Annotated in this window: 14 protein-coding genes; 7 read left to right on the top strand and 7 right to left on the bottom strand. The window is 74.6% G+C overall.

What is annotated here, in order from left to right:
• Nucleotides 1-298 precede the first annotated feature (298 nt).
• Nucleotides 299-484, bottom strand: a complete 186-nt coding sequence (locus ACIQFX_RS38815; RefSeq protein WP_402473256.1) for a hypothetical protein — start codon at nucleotides 482-484, stop codon at nucleotides 299-301.
• A gap of 98 nt (nucleotides 485-582) precedes the next feature.
• Between ACIQFX_RS38815 and ACIQFX_RS38810 the strand changes: the two genes are divergently transcribed.
• Nucleotides 583-1,500: a PIG-L deacetylase family protein gene (locus ACIQFX_RS38810; protein WP_402473255.1), complete on the top strand. Its 918-nt coding sequence runs from the start codon at nucleotides 583-585 to the stop codon at nucleotides 1,498-1,500.
• Between the two features lie 60 nt (nucleotides 1,501-1,560).
• Nucleotides 1,561-2,655: a glycosyltransferase family 4 protein gene (locus tag ACIQFX_RS38805; RefSeq protein WP_402473253.1), complete on the top strand. Its 1,095-nt coding sequence runs from the start codon at nucleotides 1,561-1,563 to the stop codon at nucleotides 2,653-2,655.
• Here the strand turns inward: ACIQFX_RS38805 and ACIQFX_RS38800 are convergent.
• From ACIQFX_RS38800 to ACIQFX_RS38780, 5 genes are all read right to left on the bottom strand, one after another.
• Nucleotides 2,634-3,428 carry a class I SAM-dependent methyltransferase gene (locus ACIQFX_RS38800; protein ID WP_402473250.1) on the bottom strand — a complete coding sequence of 265 codons (795 nt, stop codon included), beginning with the start codon at nucleotides 3,426-3,428 and terminating at the stop codon, nucleotides 2,634-2,636. The two genes, ACIQFX_RS38805 and ACIQFX_RS38800, sit on opposite strands and share 22 nt — an antisense overlap.
• Nucleotides 3,428-7,939, bottom strand: coding sequence for an aminotransferase class I/II-fold pyridoxal phosphate-dependent enzyme (locus ACIQFX_RS38795; protein WP_402473248.1), 4,512 nt, complete (start codon nucleotides 7,937-7,939; stop codon nucleotides 3,428-3,430). The genes ACIQFX_RS38800 and ACIQFX_RS38795 overlap by 1 nt, the downstream gene beginning before the upstream one ends.
• Nucleotides 7,940-8,064: 125 nt before the next feature.
• Nucleotides 8,065-9,099, bottom strand: a complete 1,035-nt coding sequence (locus ACIQFX_RS38790) for a LacI family DNA-binding transcriptional regulator (protein ID WP_402473246.1) — start codon at nucleotides 9,097-9,099, stop codon at nucleotides 8,065-8,067.
• Between the two features lie 93 nt (nucleotides 9,100-9,192).
• Nucleotides 9,193-9,522 carry a putative quinol monooxygenase gene (locus ACIQFX_RS38785; RefSeq protein WP_376489869.1) on the bottom strand — a complete coding sequence of 110 codons (330 nt, stop codon included), beginning with the start codon at nucleotides 9,520-9,522 and terminating at the stop codon, nucleotides 9,193-9,195.
• Between the two features lie 45 nt (nucleotides 9,523-9,567).
• Nucleotides 9,568-10,332 carry an IclR family transcriptional regulator gene (locus tag ACIQFX_RS38780; RefSeq protein ID WP_402473243.1) on the bottom strand — a complete coding sequence of 255 codons (765 nt, stop codon included), beginning with the start codon at nucleotides 10,330-10,332 and terminating at the stop codon, nucleotides 9,568-9,570.
• Nucleotides 10,333-10,547: 215 nt separating this feature from the next.
• Between ACIQFX_RS38780 and ACIQFX_RS38775 the strand changes: the two genes are divergently transcribed.
• The 4 genes from ACIQFX_RS38775 to ACIQFX_RS38760 all read left to right on the top strand — a co-directional run bounded on the left by ACIQFX_RS38775 (nucleotide 10,548) and on the right by ACIQFX_RS38760 (nucleotide 14,991).
• Complete coding sequence (locus ACIQFX_RS38775) at nucleotides 10,548-12,299, top strand: VanW family protein (protein ID WP_402473240.1); 1,752 nt, start codon at nucleotides 10,548-10,550, stop codon at nucleotides 12,297-12,299.
• Nucleotides 12,300-12,493: 194 nt separating this feature from the next.
• On the top strand, nucleotides 12,494-13,525 hold the full coding sequence (locus ACIQFX_RS38770) for a serine hydrolase domain-containing protein (RefSeq protein ID WP_402473238.1): 1,032 nt from the start codon (nucleotides 12,494-12,496) through the stop codon (nucleotides 13,523-13,525).
• A gap of 126 nt (nucleotides 13,526-13,651) precedes the next feature.
• Complete coding sequence (locus ACIQFX_RS38765) at nucleotides 13,652-14,305, top strand: GNAT family N-acetyltransferase (protein WP_402473235.1); 654 nt, start codon at nucleotides 13,652-13,654, stop codon at nucleotides 14,303-14,305.
• Nucleotides 14,306-14,496: 191 nt separating this feature from the next.
• Nucleotides 14,497-14,991, top strand: coding sequence for a helix-turn-helix domain-containing protein (locus ACIQFX_RS38760; protein ID WP_402473232.1), 495 nt, complete (start codon nucleotides 14,497-14,499; stop codon nucleotides 14,989-14,991).
• 111 nt (nucleotides 14,992-15,102) lie between these two features.
• Here ACIQFX_RS38760 and ACIQFX_RS38755 read toward each other — a convergent pair whose 3' ends face one another.
• Nucleotides 15,103-18,369 carry a BTAD domain-containing putative transcriptional regulator gene (locus tag ACIQFX_RS38755; RefSeq protein WP_402473230.1) on the bottom strand — a complete coding sequence of 1,089 codons (3,267 nt, stop codon included), beginning with the start codon at nucleotides 18,367-18,369 and terminating at the stop codon, nucleotides 15,103-15,105.
• A 144-nt stretch (nucleotides 18,370-18,513) separates the two neighbouring features.
• Here ACIQFX_RS38755 and ACIQFX_RS38750 point away from each other — a divergent pair, with 144 nt between their 5' ends.
• On the top strand, nucleotides 18,514-19,959 hold the full coding sequence (locus ACIQFX_RS38750) for a glyceraldehyde-3-phosphate dehydrogenase (RefSeq protein ID WP_402473228.1): 1,446 nt from the start codon (nucleotides 18,514-18,516) through the stop codon (nucleotides 19,957-19,959).
• Nucleotides 19,960-20,165: the final 206 nt, after the last annotated feature.

Here is a 20,165-nt window from a genome sequence, read left to right as displayed (position 1 = left end):
GGGGGGCGCCGGCCGGGGGGGGGGCGGGGGCGGGGGGGGGGGCCCCCGCGGGGGGCGGGGGGGGGGCCGGGCCGGGGGGGGGGGCGGGCCCCGGGGCGGGGGGGGGCGGGGCCCCCCCCCCGCCCCCCCACCACACGGGGCGGCGGCACGTGGTGGTGTCGGTGTACGACGGTCCCGGCCATCGGGGTGGCGGAGCCCCGGTGGCCGGCAAGGTGGCCCGGCGGCCGGCCGAGGACCTCCGGGTGGCGGTCGTGTCGGCGGGCCGGCGCGGCGGCGCGGCGGAGCGCGACGGCATCCGTCACGTGCGGCTGCCGGTCTGCCGGGGGCCGGACGCTCCGTCCTGTTCCCGGGGCCGGTCGACGGCGGGGGCGTGGCCGTGGTGCCGTTCGACGTGGCGGCGTTCGGGGAGCGGACGGCCGAGCCGGCCGGTGACGCGTGGCTCCTCGGGCGGCTCGGGCGGCGTGCGGCGCTCGCTGCCCGGCACTGCACGGGCGACGAGACGACGGGCCGCTACCCGACCCCGGCCCACCGGCTCCTGGACGCACCCGCCTTGCCCCGGCGGCCGAGGCAGAGGAGTGCGTCATGGCAGACGACCCGCTGACGGGCTTCGTCCGGACCCTCCTCGGCTCCGGTGCCCCCGTGCTCGTGCTCTCGCCGCCCCTGGACGACGCCGTGCTGTCCTGCGGGGCGCTGCTCGGCTGGGCGGGGCGGCGGGCCCGGGTGACGGTCGCCACGCTGTTCACGGAGGCCGGGCCGCCGCCGTACACCCTGGCCGCCCGGCAGTACCTGAAGCGGACCCGCGCCGACGACGCAGCGGCGCTGTTCGCCGAGCGGCGCGCCGAGGACCGGCGGGTGCTCGGGGCGCTCGGCGTCGCCCGGCTCCACGTCGGCCTGGTCGACGGGCTGTTCCGGCGGCTGCCACGGGCACGCGCGGGCACGGAGCGGCTGGCGCGGCTGCTGCCCGAGCTGGACCACGTGTATCCGACGAACCGGCTGCACCTGTCGCGGGGCAGGGTGTCGGCGCACGACGCGGAGTCCCTGCGCGCGGTCGAGGAGACCGTCGACGCGCTGCTGCCCGGTTCGTCCGGCGCTCTGGTACTCGCTCCGCCGGCGGTGGGCGGTCACGCGGACCACGTCCTGGTCCGCACGGCCGCCGAGCGGAGCGGACGCCGGGTCGTCCACCCCAGCGACTTCCCGTACGACCGGCGGGCGGCGGCCGACGCGCGCTTCACGGACCGGCACCGGCTGGTGGCCCGCGTGGGGGAGCGGGACCTCGACCGGAAGGCGGAGCTGATCCGCGGCTACCGTACGCAGGCCGACGTCCTCTTCCCCGACGGCCGCGTCCCGCGCGCTCCCGAGGTGTACCTGCTGCCCGGGGCCGACACCGGTGCCTGGACGGGTACCGGGGCCGCGGGTGGCGGCGCCCGCACCGCGGCGGCGCGGCGGGTGCGCGGCCGTGTGCCCGCCCGTGGGGCCCGGACCGCGGGACGTGTGCGATGACCCGCCGGCACCCGGCGTGCCGCGCCGCGGCCGGGGCGACCGCACCGCAGGAGGTGCGTGATGCCCGGCGCTGAGCGGCGTCCCCGGGTGCTCCTCCTGACCGGCGGCCCGCTGGACGGGGCGGCGGGCTGTGACGTGCGGCTCGCCACGTCCGTCCTCGGGGCGCTGCCCGACGTGGACTTCTACTGGTTCACCCAGTGGCCGCGCCCCCTGGGGGACACACCGCGGGGCGGGCGCCCCGTCCGGATGCTCTCCCCCGGCGGGATGCCGCGCGTCCCCGAGCGCGTCCAGGCGACGCTCGCCGGCGCGGTGCTCGCCCGCCGGGTCGACCTGGTGCACGCGTTCCTGTCCGTCGGCCGCGGCCTCCCCGTGTTCTCGTGGCTGCGTCCGCTGCTGCTCGGCGGGCGGCCTGTGGTGCACACCGTGCCCGGTGTGCGGGACACCCGCCTCCTGGCGCGCGTACGGCCGCTGGGGACGACGGTCGCCCTGTCCGAGTCGATGGGGCGGCGGCTGCGGGCCTCCGGCTTCGGGGACGTGCGCGTCGTGCCGCCCATGGTGGACCCGGACGAGTGGCCGTACCTGCCGCGGCCGGAGGGTTTCCCCACGGTCCTGTTCACGGGCCGCCACGATCCGCACGGCGGGGCGGAGGTGTCGATCGACGCGGCGGCGGAGGCCCGGCGGGCGGGCAGCGAGTTCCGCCTGGTGCTCGCGATGCGCGGCCGGCCGGGGCAGGATCCCTCGGCGCTGAACGAGGCCCTGCGGGAGCGGGCGGGTGCGGCGGGCCTCGTCGACGTGGAGGTGCGCAACCACGTGGAGGACATGCACGCGCTCCTCGCGTCCGTCCAGGTGCTGCTGTTCCCGCCGGTCGCCCTCGGCGGCCGGGCGGACATCCCGTGCACGGTGCTCCAGTCGCTGGCCACGGGCCGGCCGGCCGTCCTCAGCGACCTGCCCCAGTTCGCCGACTTCGGGTCCGCCGTGCTCCGGGCGCCGGCGGGCGACGCGCGCCGCACGGGCCAGCAGCTGGCGTGGCTGCTCGACCGGCCGCGCTCCTGGGACGTGCTGGCCGAGCGGGGCCGGGCGCTGGTCGAGGACCATTTCGGCCCGGAGCGGTTCGCCGCCCGGTACGCGGCCCTCTACCGGGAGTTGCTGTCCTGAGCCCGCTCCGCGGGCCGTACCGCCGTGAGGAGCAGGACGCCGGTGTCCCCGTACTCGGGCAGGGTGCGGTCCTTCGCGAGCCGGACGATCCGCAGGCCTGTGGTGTACGGCGCGAACACGCCGCGCAGGGTCGCCTCGTCGACGGGGCAGGCGGGCCAGACCGGTCCCGTGCCGATGCGGTAGCTCGGCATGCGTTCCATGAAGGAGGCGAGGAGTCGGCCGCCGGGGCGGACCGCCCGGACGAACGCGGTGCAGAGTGCGGTGAACTCGTCGAAGTCCTCGGTGACGCTCTCGGCGACGAAGTTCATCGACGCGAGGTCGTAGCGGCCCGGGGTCAGGTCGGCGGCGGTACCGGGCACCACCCGTACCCGGGAGAGCGCCTCGGCGCTGCTCTCCGGGAGGGCAGGGTCGAGGGCGCGGCACAGTGCGTAGAAGGGCCGCCAGCTGGCGTCGGCGCCGTGGACGAGCTGGTGGCGGAGGTAGCGGACGTTGGCGGCGCTGGGTTCCAGGGCGTCGACGCGGCGGCTGGCGGCGCCGGCCAGCATGAGCGGGTAGAGGTTGGGGCCCGCGCCGAGCTCCAGGGTGCGGGCCAGGCCCGCGGGGGCGTAGCGCCGGTAGACGCCGGAGTGGTGGTGGATGACCCCGATGTCGCAGGGGTGGAGCCTGCGGTAGTTCTCGGCGAGGTAGTCGGCGACGGGCCAGGCGTTCCAGTCGGCGTCCCCGTTGCGCCGCGCTCGCGTCTCCGCCGGCGGTCGCCGTCCGGTCCGGTCCATCACTTCTCCGGTGGCCGACCGGCCGCGACGGGCCCGGTGGCGGGGGTCTGGAGGGGGAAGCGGCCGGCGAGCTCGGTGAGGACCGCGCACAGCTCGCCGATCTCCTCGTCGGTGTTGGCGGCGGTGACCTGGACGCGGAAGCCGACCCGGTCGCGCGGAACGAGCGGGTAGGAGGCGAGGGTCACGTAGATGCCGTGCTCCCAGAGGAAGACGGCGACGGCGTCGAGGTCGCCGGCGTCGGCGAGGGGGATCTCGATGATGGGCAGTCCGTCGGTGTTGGGGGTGGCGATCCCGAGGCCGCGGACGTGGTCGAGGACCCGGGCCGTCTTGCGGTGGAGGTCGGCCCGGATCCCGTCGCCGCGTTCCTCGTTGACGTCGAGCCCGGCGAGGGCGGTGGCGAGCGAGGCGGTCGGCGAGGGCCCGGAGTAGAGGTACGGGGCCGCCGCCACCTTGAGGTGGTCCTTGAGCCACTTCGGTACGGCGAGGAAGGCGAGCAGCGAGGAGAACGCCTTGGAGAAGCCGCCGACCAGGACGAGGTCGTCGTACGTCTCGCCGAGGTGGCGGACGATGCTGTTGCCGCGCGAGCCGTACGGGCTGGTCTCGTCGGGGGTCCGCTCGCCGATGACGCCGAAGCCGTGGGCGTCGTCGACGTACAGCAGGGCGCCGTTCTCCCGGCAGATCCGGGCCAGCGCGGGCAGGTCGGGGAAGTTGCCGGTCATGCTGTTGACGCCGTCCATGCAGACGAGCCGGGCGGCGTCGGCGGGCGCGCCGCGCAGCAGGGCGTCCAGGTCCTCGGGCCGTTCGGCGCGGAAGCGGTGGATCTCGGCGCCCTGGCCGCGGGCGGCGACACAGCCGTCGTAGACCGTGCGGTGGGCCTGTGCCTCGACGAAGACCTGGCCGGTGCCGGCGAGCAGCGGGATGACCGACTGGTGGATGAGCGTGATGGTCGGCAGCAGGAGGGTGTCGGAGGCGCCGAGGAGTTCGGTGAGCCGCTCCTCTATCCGGGGGTAGAGCCGGGGGCTGCCGATGAGCCGGGACCAGCTGGGGTGGGTGCCCCACCGTCTGACCTCCGGTTCGATCGCCTCGATGACGGTGGGGTCGAGGTCGAGGCCCAGGTAGTTGCAGGAGGCGAAGTCCACGAGCCACTCGTCGCCGACCCGGATGCGCCGGCCTTCGACCTCGTCGATGACGGCGTCGCACATGCGGCTGGTCCGCTGGAGGTGCTCCAGGTCCCGCCAGCGGGACGGGCGCGGGGGCCGTCCGGTCCCGGCGGCCTTCCCGGAGGCGTCGGTGCGTCCGGTGATCCGGGCGGCCGGGCCGGGGAGGGCGCGGTCGCCGAGCCGGGCGACCGGGCGCGCGGCGGAGCGCGGGGCGCGGTGCAGGTACGACTCGGCCTGGTGCGCGGTCATCGGGCGGGCGAAGAGGTAGCCCTGCCCGAACCGGCAGCCCATCTGGGCGAGGAGGGCCCGCTGCTCCTCGTGCTCGATGCCCTCGGCGACGACCTGGAGGCCGAGGACGTCGGCGATGCGCACGATGCCCTCGACGAGCGCCACCTGCTGCGGGTCGGTGGTGATGTCGTCGATGAACGACTTGTCGACCTTCAGGACGTCGATGGGGAAGTCGCGGAGGTAGCTGAGCGAGGAGAACCCGGTGCCGAAGTCGTCGATGGCGATGGAGACGCCCATCTCCTTGAGGGCGGACATGGTCGTCCGGATCTGGGCGTCCTGCCGCATGAGGACGGTCTCGGTGAGTTCGAGGACGAGCGAGCCGGGAGTGAGCCCGGACGAGTGGAGGGTGCGCCGCACCTCGTCGAGGAAACCCGGGTCGCGGAACTGGCGGGCGGAGACGTTGACGTTGGCGTAGAGCGGTGCCGGCCGGGGGTGGGCGCGCTGCCAGCGGGCGATGTCGAGCGCCGCGTGTTCGAGGACCCAGGCGCCCAGCGGCATGATGTGGCCGCTCTCCTCGGCGAGGGTGATGAACTGGTCGGGCGGCACCATGCCGCGCCGGGCGTGCGGCCACCGGATGAGTGCTTCGAAGCCGGCCGGGGTGCCGCCGTCGACCTCGACGATCGGCTGGTAGCGCAGGGCGAAGGCGTGGTCGGCGATGGCGTTGTCCATGCCCGCCTGGAGTTCGTGCCGGGCGACGAGCCGGGAGTGCAGCTCGGGGTGGAAGAGCCGCCAGCGCTTCTTGCCGGCCGCCTTCGCCGCGTACAGGGCGAGGTCGGCGTGACCGAGCAGTTCCTCGGCGTGGGCGCTGTCGAGGACGGTGGCGATGCCGACGCTGGTGGAGACGGAGACGGCTCCGTCGGTGAGGTGGAACGGCTGGCTGAGGGTGTGCACGATCTCGGCCGCGAGCGCCTCGGCGTCGCGGGGTTCGCGGGCGCCCTCGATGAGGACGGCGAACTCGTCGCCGCCGAGCCGGGCCGCGGTGTCGGTCAGGCGCAGGACGGCCGTGAGGCGGCGGGCGACGGCGACGAGGAGTTCGTCGCCGACGGAGTGCCCCATGGTGTCGTTGACGACCTTGAAGTCGTCGAGGTCGACGAAGAGCATGCAGGTGAGGGTGGACTCGCGGCGGCCGCGGAGCAGGGCGCGCTCGATCCGTTCGAGGAGCAGGACCCGGTTGGGCAGTCCGGTGAGCGAGTCGTGGAACGCCCGGTGGGTGAGCTCCCGTTCGAGTTTCCGCTGCTCGGTGACGTCCCGCAGGGTGAGGACGAGTCCGTGCACGGTGCGCTCGTTGCGCAGGTTGCTGCACCGGACCTCGACCTCCAGGTCGGAGGCGTCGCCGTGGAGGAGTTTCCAGTCGTCGCGGGCGTCGACGGTGTCGCGGGTGCGGGCGTCGGCGAGGACGCGCAGGGCGCTGGCGACGTTGGTGGGGGCGAGCAGTTCGGTGAGCGGGGTGCCCGGCAGGAGGGAGTGGCCGAACATGGAGTCGGCGGAGGGGCTGGCGTACCGGACGGTGTCGTCGTCGTCGACGATGAGGATGACGTCCGAGGTGTTGTGCACGAGGGTGCGGAAGTACGCCTCGCTCGTGCGGCGGTTGACCTCCTCGCTGAGTCCGAAGCGCTCCAGGGCGAGGGCGGCCTGGGAGGCGAGGGACTGGGCGGAGGCCGCGATCTCGGCGAGCTTCTTCTCGGGTCCGGCGAGCAGCAGCACGCCGAGCAGCGGTTCGCGTCCGGCCGGGGTCTGGAGCTCCAGGGGGCAGAGCAGGGCGTGCGTCTCGGGCGCCACCTCGGCGGCGACGGCGGGGTCGAGGCGGGTCACGGGCAGGAGCCGGGCGCCGTCGGAGAACAGGTCGGGCCAGGCCGTGCCGGGCTGCCGGGTGAGCTGCTCGGTGCGGCAGCTCCAGGGGTGGACGGTGGTGGCGACGGCGTCGAGGCCGCTCTTGCCGTCCCGGGTGAAGAGCAGGATCCGGTGGTCGGTGCCCGGGCCGAACAGCGTTGCGGACGCCGTCTCCACGGCGCCGGCGACCTCACGGGGGCTCAGGGCGACGACGAGCGACGCGGCGGCGGTCCTGAGGCTGCGTTCGCGCGCCTCCGCCCTGTCGTGGTCGTTCATCATGCCCCAGAGCCGGGTGAGGACCAGCAGGAACATGAACGCCGAGAAGATCGCGATGACGGCGATGTCCTGGTCCCTGTCGTGGCGCAGCGACTGGAGGAGGAGCAGGGCGGGGGCGATGAGGGAGGCTCCGGCGAGCAGTGCCAGCCGCCGCTCGGCCATCCGCGGGGCCGGTTCCGGGGCGCTTTCGGTGAGCCCGGTCATCGAGGGGTGGAGGGCGGCGAGGCCCCAGGCGGTGAAGAAGACGACCCAGCCCAGGTCCCAGGCGGTGCCGACCTGCCAGGTGCCCTTGAGTTGGAGGGTGCCGTAGATGACGTCGGAGGCGAGGATGCCGCAGGTGCCCAGGGTGAGGAGTTGCACGGACCGGGATCTGAAGCCGCCCGGGACGAGCAGCCGGGCCAGCATCGCGAGCATCAGCACGTCGCCGAGCGGATAGGCGATGGAGATCGCCTTCTCCGTCCAGCTCATGTCCTCGCTCCTGGCGAGCGGGGTGATGAGGTTGACCCAGGAGAGCAGCGCGAGGCCCGAGGTGAGGATCAGCGCGTCGAGGACCACGCCGAGGTCGCGTCCGACCGCCCGGTAGCGGATGAAGCCGAACAGGCCGACGGCGAACAGCGGGTAGGTGACCAGGTACAGCGCGTCGGCGATGGACGGGAAGGGTCTGGTCTGGCCGAAGAACGCCTCCAGGGCGTTGTAGGCGGTGTCGCCGCCCACGAACGCGAGGTTGGCCCCGGCCAGTACGAGCCAGGGCCAGCGGCGGGCAGGCCGGTGCAGACGGACCCCGACGAGCATCGCCGCGACCCCGCTGAGTCCGATGAGCGCCCACAGCACGGTGTGCCGTTCGGGGAAGTTCAGATAGGCGACGGTGAGGATCGTCACGGCCAGGAGGTACAGCAGGGTCCATCTGCGCAGCGCCCCGGTCATGATGGGCGGCCGGTCGGGCTGACCCAGCGGCATCGTCGACGGCCCCCTATGTCGGGTCGGACGCGTCGGGAGCGCCCTGGTCGCGGATACGGACCCCGTACGGAGTCCATTCTCCGGGCCACCGGGGGCGCCTGCATCTCGGCGCCGGGGCGACACCCCTAGGAGGAGGCCCTGACCACGAGTTCGGTGGGGAGCATCCGGCGGGGCTGGTCGTCGGGGGCGCTGGGGTCGGTGATCTCCTGGAGGAGTACGCGGGCCATGGCACGGCCCATCTCCTCGATGGGCTGCCGGACGCTGGTCAGCGGCGGGTCCATGTGCCGGGCGACGGCGGAGTCGTCGACGCCGACGAGGGCGACGTCCTCGGGGACGCGGCGGCCGGCCTCGCGCAGGACGGCGCGCGCGCCGGCGGCCATCACGTCGGAGGCGGCGAAGACGGCGTCCAGGTCCGGCCTGCGGTCGAGGAGTTGCCGCATGGCGCGGCGGCCGCCGTCCTCGGTGAAGTCGCCGGTGGCGACGAGGCCCGCGTCGGGGGTGAGCCCGGCCTCGGCCAGGCCCTCGTGGTAGCCGTCGAGGCGGCAGCGGGCCACGTACATGTCGAGGGGTCCGGTGATGGTGGCGATGGCGCGCCGGCCGCGGGCGGCGAGGTGGCCGACGGCGGTCCGGCCGGCGCCGGTGTTGTCGGAGTCGACGAAGGCGACGCGTTCGTCCTCGGTGCGGCGGCCGTTGAGCACGGCGGGCAGGCCGAGGGCCCTCACCTGGTCGGGCAGCGGGTCGGCGGCGTGCACGGAGACGAGGAGGACGCCGTCGACGCGCTGCGCGGCGAGGTACTGCTCGAAGCGCTGCCGCTCCTGTTCGCTGCGGATCAGGGTGAGCAGCAACTGCTTGTCGGCGTCGGCGAGTTCGCCGCTGACCCCGCGGATGATGTCGAGGAAGTACGGCTCCGCGAACAGCCGGGCCTCGGTCTCGGGGATGACGAGGGCGACAGCGTCGGTCCGGCTGCCGGCGAGTGCGCGGGCGGCCCGGTTGGGGACGTAGCCGAGTTCGGCGACGGCCCGCTCGACGGCGGCCTTGGCCTGTTCGCTCACCTTCGGCGAGCCGTTGATGACCCGGGAGACCGTGCCGCGGCCGACTCCGGCCCTGGCCGCGACCTCCTCCAGGGTGGGCCTGCCGGTCTGCCGTCCGCTCGCCGCCATGTGCCGCTTCTCCCCTCGGGCCGCCGCCCCGCCTGCGTGTGCACGCGAACCTATCAGGCGGGACGGCGCGGGCCCCGGCGGCCGGGGAACGGCTCAGGCGCCGGTCGGGGCCAGCTCGGCCATGGCGCCCCAGCCCTGCTGCGGCACCTCGACGTTGATGATCTCGGGAGTGGTGGCGATGGCTCCGGCCATGGTGGCGAGGCCCGCCGCGAAGTGCGCGGAGGCGACGTGCGCGGCGCCCGCCTCGGCGTCGGCGAAGGCCTCCAGGAGGACGTAGACGTTCGGGTCGTCGACGCTGCGGGACCAGTCGAAGAAGAGGTTGCCGGGCTCCTCGCGGGTGGCGCGCGTGAAGTCGGCGACCAGGTCGAGCCAGCGGTCGGCGTGGTCGGGGCGGGCGGTGAAACGCACGGCGATGAAGATCATGCGTCCACTGTGCGGGAGCCCGCCCGGCCCGGCGGCCTGAACGGGTCAGGATTCCGGCAGGGCCGGAAAGCCCGGCACGGCCCGTACGAGCGCGGCCCTGAGGTCGGCCTGCCGGCGCCCGAAGTCCGCCGTGGGCAGCGACACCGACAGGGCGTGCACGATCCCGTCGCCGCGCTCCGGCAGCGCCACGGCGAGACAGGTGTACGCGGGGTCCGCCTCGCCCACCGACACGGCGAAGCCCTGGTCGCGCACCCGGGCGGCCTCGGCCTCGAAGCGTTCGGCGCTGGTGATCGTCCGCTCGGTGAAGCGGGCCATGCCGTGCTCCGCCAGATAGCGGCGGCGCAGCGTGCGGGGCAGCGCGGCGAGCAGCGCCTTGCCGTGGGCGGTGGCGTGCGCGCGGTCCTCGGGACCCGGCACGAAGGGATGGGCCGCGTCGGTCACGGGTGCGGTGGTGTCGACGACCGTGATCCGGCCGTCGCGGTACGCCGTGTGGTACGCCTCCGCTCCGGTGGCGCGCCGCAGCCGGCCGAGCAGCTCGCCCGTGCCCGCGCCGAGCCCGTGGTGCCGCTGGTGCGAGCGGTGGAGGGCCGGGACCCGCGGCCCCGGCGCGTACCCCTCCGCGGTCCGCACCAGGTAGCCCCGGTCCAGCAGCGGCCCGGCGAGGTGGTAGACGGTCGACAGTGCGCAGCCGAGGCGCCGCGCCAACGCCTTCGCCGCCACGGGCCGGTCCGCGTCGGCGACCGCGTCGAGGACGGCGAGGGCCCGGTCGACGGACTGGGGCCCCTGACGGGCACTCGGTGTGGCGGGCATCGCCCCAGCTTAGGCGCTGCCGATCGGGCCTCGGGGGCGCTTCGGCGTCGGCTCGGCAGCGCCTCGACGTCGCCTCGGCAGCGGCTCGGCGACGTTCTGTGCTTGCGTCGCCCCGCTCCGTATCGCCGCAGGTCAGAGGAATCTTATGTGCATAAAACACCCTTTCGGCGTACCGTCGTGGGGATCCCCCTTTCCTCGACGCCACGGGAGAGCGTGTGCCCCGCTCCAGGACCGACCATGTCCCGACGCCCCGCCAGGGCCTCAGCCCTCGTCTCCGTACGGCGGCGATCGCGACGGGCGTGGTCGCCGTCGCCGCGGGCGGCCTGTACGTGGCGGGGCTCGTCGCCGCCGGGGACGACATATCCGCCGGCACCCGGGTCGGCGGCGTCGACATCGGCGGCATGAGCCGTGCGGAGGCGCGGGCCAGGCTCGCGGAGCAGGCGCCGGCCTCGTGGACCGCGCCGATACCCGTCAAGGTCGGCGACCGCGCGTCCACGGTCGCGCCCGCCGCCGCGGGGCTGACCGTGGACGTGGCGAAGACCGCCGACCTGGCCGCCGACCCGGCCCGGGACCCGATCACGGTGATCGGCCGGCTGTTCTCCTCCGGCGAGCGGGACGTGCGTCCCGTCCTGGCGTACGACGAGGGCAAGGCGAAGGCCGCCGTGGCCGAGCTCGCGAAGAAGAACGACCGGGAGGTCCGCGAGGGATCGGTCGCCTTCCGCGACGGCAAGGCCGTCGCGACCACCCCGGTGACGGGGCAGAAGGTCGACACCGGCCGTGCCGTGGAGACCCTGCGCGCGGCCTACCCCGCCGCGACGGGCGCCTCCGCGGTGAACCTGCCGGTCTCCGTGACCGAGCCGAAGCTGCCCGCCGCCGAGGTGTCCCGCTTCCTCGACGCGTACGCGAAGCCCGCCGTGTCCGGCCCGGTGACGCTCACCGCGGGCGCCGAGCGGCTCCGCATATCCCCCACCACGCTCGGCGACCACCTCACCGTGCGGAACGACGGCGGCCGGCTCACCGCCGACCTCGACCCGGCGGCGCTGCTGCGCGACCCCGACGTGGCGCGGCCGCTCGCCGCCCTGACGGGCGCGCCGGTGGAGGCGACCCTCGGGGTGCGGGACGGCAGGGTCGTGGTCGAGTCGGAGGGCCGGCCGGGCCACGAGGTGACCGCGAAGGCCCTCGGCGACGCCGTGCGGCCGCTGCTCGCCAAGAGCGGCACGGCGGCGCGAACGGCTCCGGTGGCCACCACCGTCACCCAGCCCGAGCTGACCGCGGACTCGCTGGCGCGCCTCGGCATCACCGAGCAGATGTCGACGTTCACCGTGAACTTCCCCACGGCCCCGTACCGGACGACGAACATCGGCCGGGCGGCCGAGCTCATCAACGGTTCGCTCGTACAGCCGGGCGAGGTGTGGAGCTTCAACAAAACCGTCGGCGAGCGCACCCCGGACAACGGCTTCGTCGACGGCACGATGATCCTCGACGGCCAGTACCGCTCGGCCCCCGGCGGCGGTGTGTCGGCCATGGCCACCACCGTCTACAACGCCATGTTCTTCGCCGGGGTGAAGCCCGTCGAGCACGGCGCCCACTCCTTCTACATCGAGCGCTACCCGGCCGGCCGCGAGGCCACCGTCGCCTGGGGCAGCCTGGACCTGAAGTTCCGCAACGACACGGGCAAGCCGATCTACATCAAGGCGGGCGCCACGGACTCCTCGGTCACCGTGAGCTTCCTCGGCACGAAGAAGTACGACTCCGTGGAGGCGGTCGCCGGGCCGCACACCAACCTCACGCAGCCCAAGAAGGTCGAGGGCACCGGCAAGGCCTGCGTGCCGCAGCCGCCCCTCGAAGGGTTCGACGTCTCGGTGGACCGCGTCTTCAAGAACGGCGGCACCGAGGTGAAGCGGGAGACGTACAACACGCACTACACCCCGCGCGACGAGGTCACCTGCAAGGTGACCGAGGACTGACCGCCCGGGGAGCCCGACGGAAACGCCCCGGTGACGCCGGCGGAAAGCCCCGGTGACGCCCGGACGGGGCCGCCGGCGGTCCGGGACGCGCACCGCCGGAAGGGTGTCTTCCCGCACCGCCGGGGCATCACTTCGGAGCGGCCCGTCAGCCCCTTCCGACGGACCCGCCCCGTGCGACCCGTCGGAGGCAGGCCTTGGCACAGCGCAGCGACCCCTTCGAGCGGCTCCTCGACGACGCCGTGCGCGCGGGCGTCACCCCCGGCGCGGCCTGGGCCGTGGGCGACGCCCTGACCACCCAGTCGTCCGGGGCGGCCGGGCTGCTCGACCCGGCGCACCCGGGTGAACCGGTGCGCGCCGACACCCTCTTCGACGTGGCGAGCCTCACCAAGATCCTCGCGGTGTGGGCCGTCACCGGCACCCTCGTCGACACCGGAAAGCTGGACCTGGCGGCCCCGCTCGGCTCGTACTGGCCCGAGGCCGCCGGCCGGCCCTCGGCCGGGGTCACGGCGCACGACCTGCTCACCCACACCGCGGGCCTGCCGCTGCGCGCCAACCTCCGCCACCTGTACGGCTCCGACCCGCAGGACGTGAGGGACGGCGTCCTCGCCGAACCGCTGCGGCACCGGCCGGGCGAGGCCGTCGCCTACACCGACCGGGCCGCGCTGATCCTCGGCTACCTCGCCGAGCACCTCACCCGGCAGCCGCTCCCCCGGCTCGCCGGTGAGCGGATCTGGGACCCGCTCGCCATGGCGGAGACCCGCTTCGGACCGCTGGACGCCCCGGCACGCGAGCGGTGCGCGCCCACCGAGTACGACGAGGAGAGCGGCACCCGGCTGAAGGGCACCGTCCACGACTTCTCGGCCCGGCTCCTCGGCGGCGCCTGCGGGATCGCGGGGGTCTTCACCACCACCGCCGATGTCGGCCGGTTCCTGCGCCACCTGCTCGCCCCGGTGCCCGGCGTGTTCTCCGCCGACTGGACGGCCGCCTCGCTGCGCGTCCGCACGGGCCCGCTCGTCCCGCCGCGCGGGCTCTTCTGGCATCCGGCGCCGGGCACGGAACCCGAGGACGACGTCTGGGCGCACTTCGGCTTCACGGGTACGGCCCTGTGGGTGTCGCCGGCCCGGGGCCGCTGGGCCGTGCTGCTCACCAACCGGCTCTACCTGACCCGCGACCCGGGCCCGCTGGCCCGGGTCCGGGACGTCTTCCGGGGCCTCGCCTTCCCCTGACCGCCCCTCCCCCGCTCCCTCGGGGGAATTCGGGTGCCCGCACGCACGCCGCTCTGACACGCTGCACCCCGACCGGCCGGGACCGGCCGGTCTTCGACGGGTTCGACGCGTACGGAGCGCACATCGATGGGATTCACCTTGGAAGGGCCGGTTCTGGAGGGCGCGTTCGTGCGCCTGGAACCGCTGGGGCACCACCACGCCTCGGGACTCGCCGACGCGGCGGAGGAGCAGCGCGACTCGTACGGCTTCACGTGGGTGCCGCGCCGGGAGGAGGTCGGCGCCTACATCGACACCCAGCTGGGCCGCGCCGCCGACGGCAGGCTCGCCCCGTACGTCCAGGTGGACGCGGTGACCGGCCGGGTCGTCGGCGCCACCTCGTTCTGGGAGCCGCGCCCGTGGCCGGACGGCGAGGGGCTCTGTGCGATCGAGGTCGGCTTCACCTGGCTCGCGCCCTCCGCCCAGGGCACCGGTGTCAACGCCGAGGCAAAGTACCTGCTGTTCCGGCACGCCTTCGAGACCTGGGGGGTGGCCCGGGTGGACCTCAAGACCGACGCCCGCAACGCCCGCTCGCGCGCCGCCATCGAGAGCGTCGGCGCGACCTTCGAGGGCGTCCTGCGGAACTCGGCCCGCTCGTGGGCCCCCGGCGAGGACGGCAAGCTGCGCGACTCCGCCGTCTTCTCGGTCATCACCGAGGAGTGGCCCGAGCGCCGTGCCGCCCTGGAGCGGCGCCTCGCCGGCATCCGGGAACGCCGGGCGGCGGCCACCCCCGACCCGGCCTGACGGCCCGGGACACCGCTCGGGACCGGACCCGGCAGGACACCCCGGCGGGTCCGGTCCGCGCACCGTCCCGGGGTTTCCCGCGCACTCCGGGACGGCCGTTGGAGGCTTGTTGACGATCCGTTGGTCCCCGGTTGGCCCCCGGTTCGAGAATCGTCGGTGCCCAGAACGACGCGCAACCGGAGGAGCAGGTCATGAAGGCGGAGAGCGGCACGCGGTGCGCGGCCGACGAGCGGAACCCGTGGGACCGGCTGACCGAGGAGATGCGGCGCATCAAGGAGAGCTCGGAGCTCAGCTACGCGGGTCTGGCCCAGCGCACGCACTACAGCCGCTCCTCGTGGGAACGGTTCCTCAACCGGAAGCAGCTGCCGACCCGCCTGGTGATCGAGCAGTTCGCCCGCGCCGCCGGGCAGGACCCCGGCCCGCTGCTCGAACAGCTCGACCACTGCCTCCGGGACTCCCGTCCGGACCGGAGTCCCGGAGCGAGCTCCGGTCCCGGTTCCACCGGCTCGGCCCCCGCCCCCGGGCATGCCCCGGCACCCGGGACGGCGGCGCCCGCCCGCCTCGCCCCCGCCGACCTCCGCGCCCTCGCCCTGGTGTCGGCCGCCGGCATGGTCCTCGGCGGCGTCCTCACGCTCGCGGTGGCACGCGCCGCCACGAACGGCTCGGGGCGGCGGTGGGGCTCCTAGGGTCGGTCCGTCGGACTCCACCGCCGGGAGGCTTCCAGGGCCGGGTCCGCCGGGCTCCGCCGCGGGGAGGCTTCCGGTCCCCGTCCGCCGGGCTCCGCCGCGGGAAGGCTCCTAATCCCCGTCCGTCGCGTCCCGGCGGAGGCCACCCGACGTCCCGGACGTGCAGGGCGTGTCGGGTACGGCGGGTGCGGGGCGGGCGCCCCGTACCGCGTGCACCATCTCGGGGAGGGCGGACAGGCCCACCAGGCACTCCTCGATCCTTCGGGCCAGGTGGTGCCTGCGGGCGAGCTCCAGACAGGTCTCCCAGGTGGCGCGGGCGGCGGCCCACTCGCCGAAGTGGTGGTGGGCCCGCGCGGTGAAGACGAGGCAGTCGGCCGTGCCGCCGTGGTCGTTCATCCGGTGCCGGATGCCGAGCGCCTCGGTGAGGGCCGCGAACGCCTCGTCGCGGCGCCCGAGGACGCGGAGCACGTCCGCGTGGTTCGTCAGGGCGGTGGCCAGGAACACCCAGTGGCCGGTGCCCCTCAGCAGCTCGATGACCCGCCGGTAGTCCGCGGCCGCCAGGTCGACCTCGCCGCGCAGTTTGCGGACGTCGGCGATCCGGCTGAGCAGCAGCGCCTCCCCCCGGGTGTTCCCGGTGGCGTGGTAGAGGTCACGGGAGAGCTCGGCGTGCACGAGTGCCTGCTCGGCGTCCTCTATCTGGATGTACAGCGAGGCGATGTTGCCGAGGATGGACGCCTGGGCGTCCCGGTCGCCGCGCTCCGTGAAGAGCTCCAGGGCGATGCGCAGGTGCTCCAGGCAGGCGTCGTTGCGGAAGGCCATGCCGTGGGCGACGGCCATCCGCCGGTGCAGCCACGCCTGGCCCAGCGTGTCGTCGTGGGCGCGGGCGATGTCCATCGCCTGGGCGAGGCAGGCGTCCCACTCCCTCGTCCACCAGTGCGTGCCGGCATAGCCGAACAGCCCCACGGCGAGCCGCCAGGCCATGTCCGAGCGGCCTGCCTCCCCGGCGTGGTCGAGGGCGTCCCTGATGGCCGGGAGTTCCCTCGCGGTCCAGCGGATCGCCTCGTCGTCGTCGGCGAACACGGGCAGCGACAGGGGCGTTCCCGCCTCGCCGTCGAGCGGCGGCGGGGACTGCGTCTCCCGGGTGGCCGTGCGGGTCGCCTCCGCGAGGGCCGCGGCGTACCAGGCGATCAGCCGCAGGACGGCCGCCTCGCGCTCCTCCTCCGGGTCCTCCTCGTCGCCGCGCTGGGACGCGTACTCGCCGAGGAGGTCGTGGAGCCCGTACCGGTCGGGCTCCGGGTTGAGGACGAGATGGGCGTCGGCCAGCACGTCGAGGACGGCGGCGGCCCGCGCCTCGGTGAGGTCCAGCAGGGCCGCGGCGGACTGCGGGGTGACGGGGTGCGCCGACCACACCCGGCCCAGGATCCGGAAGGCGCGGGCGGCCTCCCGCTCCAGCGGGCGGTCGCTGTCGCGCATGGCCACGTAGCTCATGGCGAAGGTCCGCTGGACGTCGAACGTGCCCATGGAGAGCGTCTCCAGGCGGCCCTGGTGGGGCGTCAGCCTGCGGGCCAGGAGCGCGAGGGGCCAGTGGGGCCGGGAGGCGAGCCGGCCGCCGACGATGTGCAGGGCGAGCGGCAGGCCTCCGCAGGCGGCCATGATGTCGGCCAGCGCCTCGGGCTCGCTGCGCACCCGGTCGGCGCCGGCCAGTTTGGCGAGCAGCGCGTGCTGGTCGGCCGGCGACAGCGGGGACAGCGGCACGCTGACGGAGTCCGGCAGGTCGGCGAGGAGCTGCCGGCTGGTGACCAGCGCGACGCTCGGCCCGCCGGCCGGGAGGAGCGGCGCCACGTGGGCGGCGTCGCGCGCGTTGTCGAGGACCAGGAGGACGCGGCGCTCGGCGAGCGCCGTCCGGAACAGCAGCGCCCGGTCGTCGGTGTCGTCGGGCAGCGCCTCGTGCCGCACGCCCAGGTCGGACAGGAAGCGGGCGAGCAGCTCGTGGGCCGTGCGCGCGCCGTGTCCGCAGTACCCCCGCAGGTCCGCGTAGAGCGCGCCGTCCGGGAACTCCTCCCGGAGCCGGTACGCCACGTGGACGGCGAGGGCGGTCTTGCCCACGCCGCCCATGCCGGAGATCACGACGGGTCTGACGTACGCGGGCCGGGACGGGGGTGCCTGCCGGGGCGTAGGCACCATGGTCGATACGCGGCTCCCCGGCCCCTCACCGGTCGCGGGCGATCCACCGCCCAGGGGCGCGTCGCCGGTCGCGGGCCACCCACCGCTCGGGGCCGCCGCACCGGCCGCGGACACCGCGCCGGTCCCGGGACCGGCGCCGGTCCCGGGCGCCGCGTGGCGCTCGGACGACTCCCCGTCCGCGGACGGCTCCCCGTCCGGAGACGACTCCCCGTCCGGAGACGACTCCCCGTCCGGAGACGACTCCCCGTCCGGAGACGGCTCCCCGTCCGGAGACGGCTCGCGGTCCGTCGTCCCGGCCGCGCCGAGCAGCAGTGACCGGACCAAGGCCGCCTCGACCTCCCGGCCGGTGAACGCGCCTCCCTCGCAGGGAAGTTGGAAGGGCGGTCGGGCCGGTTCGGCGACCGGCGGCGGGGTCGGGCGGGGTGCGGGGCGGGGTGCCGGCTCGCCCGCCAGGAGTTCCCGGTGGGCCTGCTGGACGGCGGCACCGGGTTCCGTGCCGAGCTCGTCGACCAGGCTTCGGCGCAGTCGCTGGAACGTGGAGAAGGCCTCGGCCTGTCGGCCGGACCGGTGGAGGGCCTGCATGAGCAGCCCGTGGAACTCCTCGCGCAGGGGGTGCTCGGCCGCGAGGGTGGTGAGCGGGCCGACGGCCTCGTGGTGCAGACCGAGTCGGAGTTCGGCGTCGAAGTTCCACTCCAGGGCCTGGAGGCGCGCTTCGGCGAGCCGGTGGATCCGGAGGGCGGGCGCCTCGGCGTCGGAGAAGGGGGCCAGGTCCGCCAGGGGCGTGCCCCGCCACAGCGGCAGGGCGAGCGCGGTCTGGCGCCGCACCTCCTCCCAGTCCTCCCGCCGGTGCGCGTCGTGCACGGCCCTGACCCGCTCCTCGAAGACGTCGGCGTCCAGCTCGCCGTCGTGGACGAGCAGCCGGTAGCCGGGCGCCACGGTCTGCAGGCGCTCCTCGGCGCCGCCGTCGGCGGCGGACAGGACCCTGCGGAGCCGGGTGAGGTGGTTGGCGAGGGCGGCGTCGGCGCTGGCGGGTACGGCCTCCCCCCAGAGGGCCTCCTTGAGGGCGTCCCGGGACACCGCGCGGTTGGCCTGGAGTAACAGGGCGGCGAGCAGGACGCGGACCTTCGGGCCGCTCACCGGTCGCGGCTCCGTCCCGTCGTGGACGACGAGCGATCCCAGCACCCCGAACTTCACGACCACCGTGCCCCCGCATCAGTAGGCGAGCCGCCTGCGCGAGGCGGATCCCGACGCCTCCCATCGTACGGTTCGAGACCCCTTGATTGATCAAACCGGCCGGGGGTTACCATATGAGCGCCGCCTAGCTCGAAAGATAATCTTGTGACTGTCAATGACGACTCGTTCACCAGTTGGAAGAACCGCGAAGAGATCGCGGAGTCGATGATCCCGATCATCGGGAAGCTGCACCGGGAGCAGGACGTCACCGTCCTGGTCCACAGCCGCTCCCTGGTGAACAAGTCGGTGGTCAGCATCCTCAAGACTCACCGCTTCGCCCGGCAGATCGACGGCGAGGAGCTCTCGGTCACCGAGACCCTGCCCTTCCTCCAGACGCTCACGACCCTCGACCTGGGCCCGTGCCAGATCGACATCGGCGTGCTGGCCGCGGACTACAAGACCGACGACCGCGGTCTCTCCGTGGCCGAGTTCACCGCCGAGTCCGTCGCCGGCGCCACCGGCGAGAACAAGATCGAGCGCCGTGACGGACGCGACGTCGTCCTCTACGGCTTCGGCCGCATCGGCCGCCTCGTCGCCCGCCTCCTCATCGAGAAGGCCGGCTCCGGCAACGGTCTGCGCCTGCGCGCGATCGTCGTCCGCGGCGGTGGCGACCAGGACCTGGTGAAGCGCGCCTCGCTGCTGCGTCGCGACTCCATCCACGGCCAGTTCCAGGGCACCATCACGGTCGACGAGGCGAACAGCACCATCGTCGCCAACGGCAACACCATCAAGGTGATCTACGCCAACGACCCCTCCGAGGTCGACTACACGGCGTACGGCATCGAGAACGCCATCCTCATCGACAACACCGGCAAGTGGCGGGACCGCGAGGGCCTGTCCAAGCACCTGCGCCCCGGCATCGACAAGGTCGTCCTCACCGCGCCCGGCAAGGGCGACGTGCCGAACATCGTGCACGGCGTGAACCACGACACGATCAAGCCGGACGAGCAGGTCATCTCCTGCGCGTCCTGCACCACGAACGCGATCGTCCCGCCGCTGAAGGCCATGGACGACGAGTACGGCGTGCTGCGCGGCCACGTGGAGACGGTCCACTCGTTCACGAACGACCAGAACCTCCTGGACAACTACCACAAGGCCGACCGCCGCGGCCGTTCCGCGCCGCTCAACATGGTGATCACCGAGACCGGTGCCGCCTCGGCCGTCGCGAAGGCCCTGCCGGAGCTGAAGGCCCCGATCACCGGCAGCTCGATCCGCGTCCCCGTCCCGGACGTCTCGATCGCCATCCTGAGCCTGCGCCTGGGCCGCGAGACCACCCGCGAAGAGGTCCTCGAGTACCTCCGCGACGTCTCGCTGCACTCGCCGCTGAAGCGCCAGATCGACTTCACCACGGCCCCCGACGCCGTCTCGATGGACTTCGTCGGCTCGCGCCACGCGTCCATCGTCGACGCCGGCGCGACCAAGGTCGACGGCGACAACGCGATCCTCTACCTCTGGTACGACAACGAGTTCGGCTACTCGTGCCAGGTCATCCGGGTCGTCCAGCACGTCTCCGGCGTGGAGTACCCGACCTTCCCGGTCCCGGCGGTCTGATCCCCGCACCACGGCACCACGGCACGGCGGCGCGCCGCACCTCCCGCCCGGGGGTGCGGCGCGGGGCCCCGGCGGGGGGGGGGCCCGGGGCGCCGGGGCGCCCCCCCCCCGGGGGCGCCCCGGGGCCCCCCCCCCCCCCCCGGGGGGGGGGGGGCCACCAGGGGGCCAGGTTGCCATGGGGCGGTAACAGAAAAAAGGGTTGAAAA

Source organism: Streptomyces sp. NPDC093089 (assembly GCF_044754405.1).
GTDB lineage: Bacteria > Actinomycetota > Actinomycetes > Streptomycetales > Streptomycetaceae > Streptomyces.
The sequence above is the reverse complement of the archived record's forward strand: the minus strand, read 5'-3'. Positions and strand labels throughout refer to the sequence as shown.

Excerpts from the sequence above, each read along its gene's own strand:
- ACIQFX_RS38800 (WP_402473250.1), bottom strand. The coding sequence starts at position 3,428 with ATGGACCGGACCGGACGGCGACCGCCGGCGGAGACGCGAGCGCGGCGC.
- ACIQFX_RS38780 (WP_402473243.1), bottom strand. The coding sequence starts at position 10,332 with ATGCCCGCCACACCGAGTGCCCGTCAGGGGCCCCAGTCCGTCGACCGG.
- ACIQFX_RS38795 (WP_402473248.1), bottom strand. The coding sequence starts at position 7,939 with ATGCCGCTGGGTCAGCCCGACCGGCCGCCCATCATGACCGGGGCGCTG.
- ACIQFX_RS38765 (WP_402473235.1), top strand. The coding sequence starts at position 13,652 with ATGGGATTCACCTTGGAAGGGCCGGTTCTGGAGGGCGCGTTCGTGCGC.
- ACIQFX_RS38790 (WP_402473246.1), bottom strand. The coding sequence starts at position 9,099 with ATGGCGGCGAGCGGACGGCAGACCGGCAGGCCCACCCTGGAGGAGGTC.
- ACIQFX_RS38810 (WP_402473255.1), top strand. The coding sequence starts at position 583 with ATGGCAGACGACCCGCTGACGGGCTTCGTCCGGACCCTCCTCGGCTCC.
- ACIQFX_RS38760 (WP_402473232.1), top strand. The coding sequence starts at position 14,497 with ATGAAGGCGGAGAGCGGCACGCGGTGCGCGGCCGACGAGCGGAACCCG.
- ACIQFX_RS38785 (WP_376489869.1), bottom strand. The coding sequence starts at position 9,522 with ATGATCTTCATCGCCGTGCGTTTCACCGCCCGCCCCGACCACGCCGAC.
- ACIQFX_RS38805 (WP_402473253.1), top strand. The coding sequence starts at position 1,561 with ATGCCCGGCGCTGAGCGGCGTCCCCGGGTGCTCCTCCTGACCGGCGGC.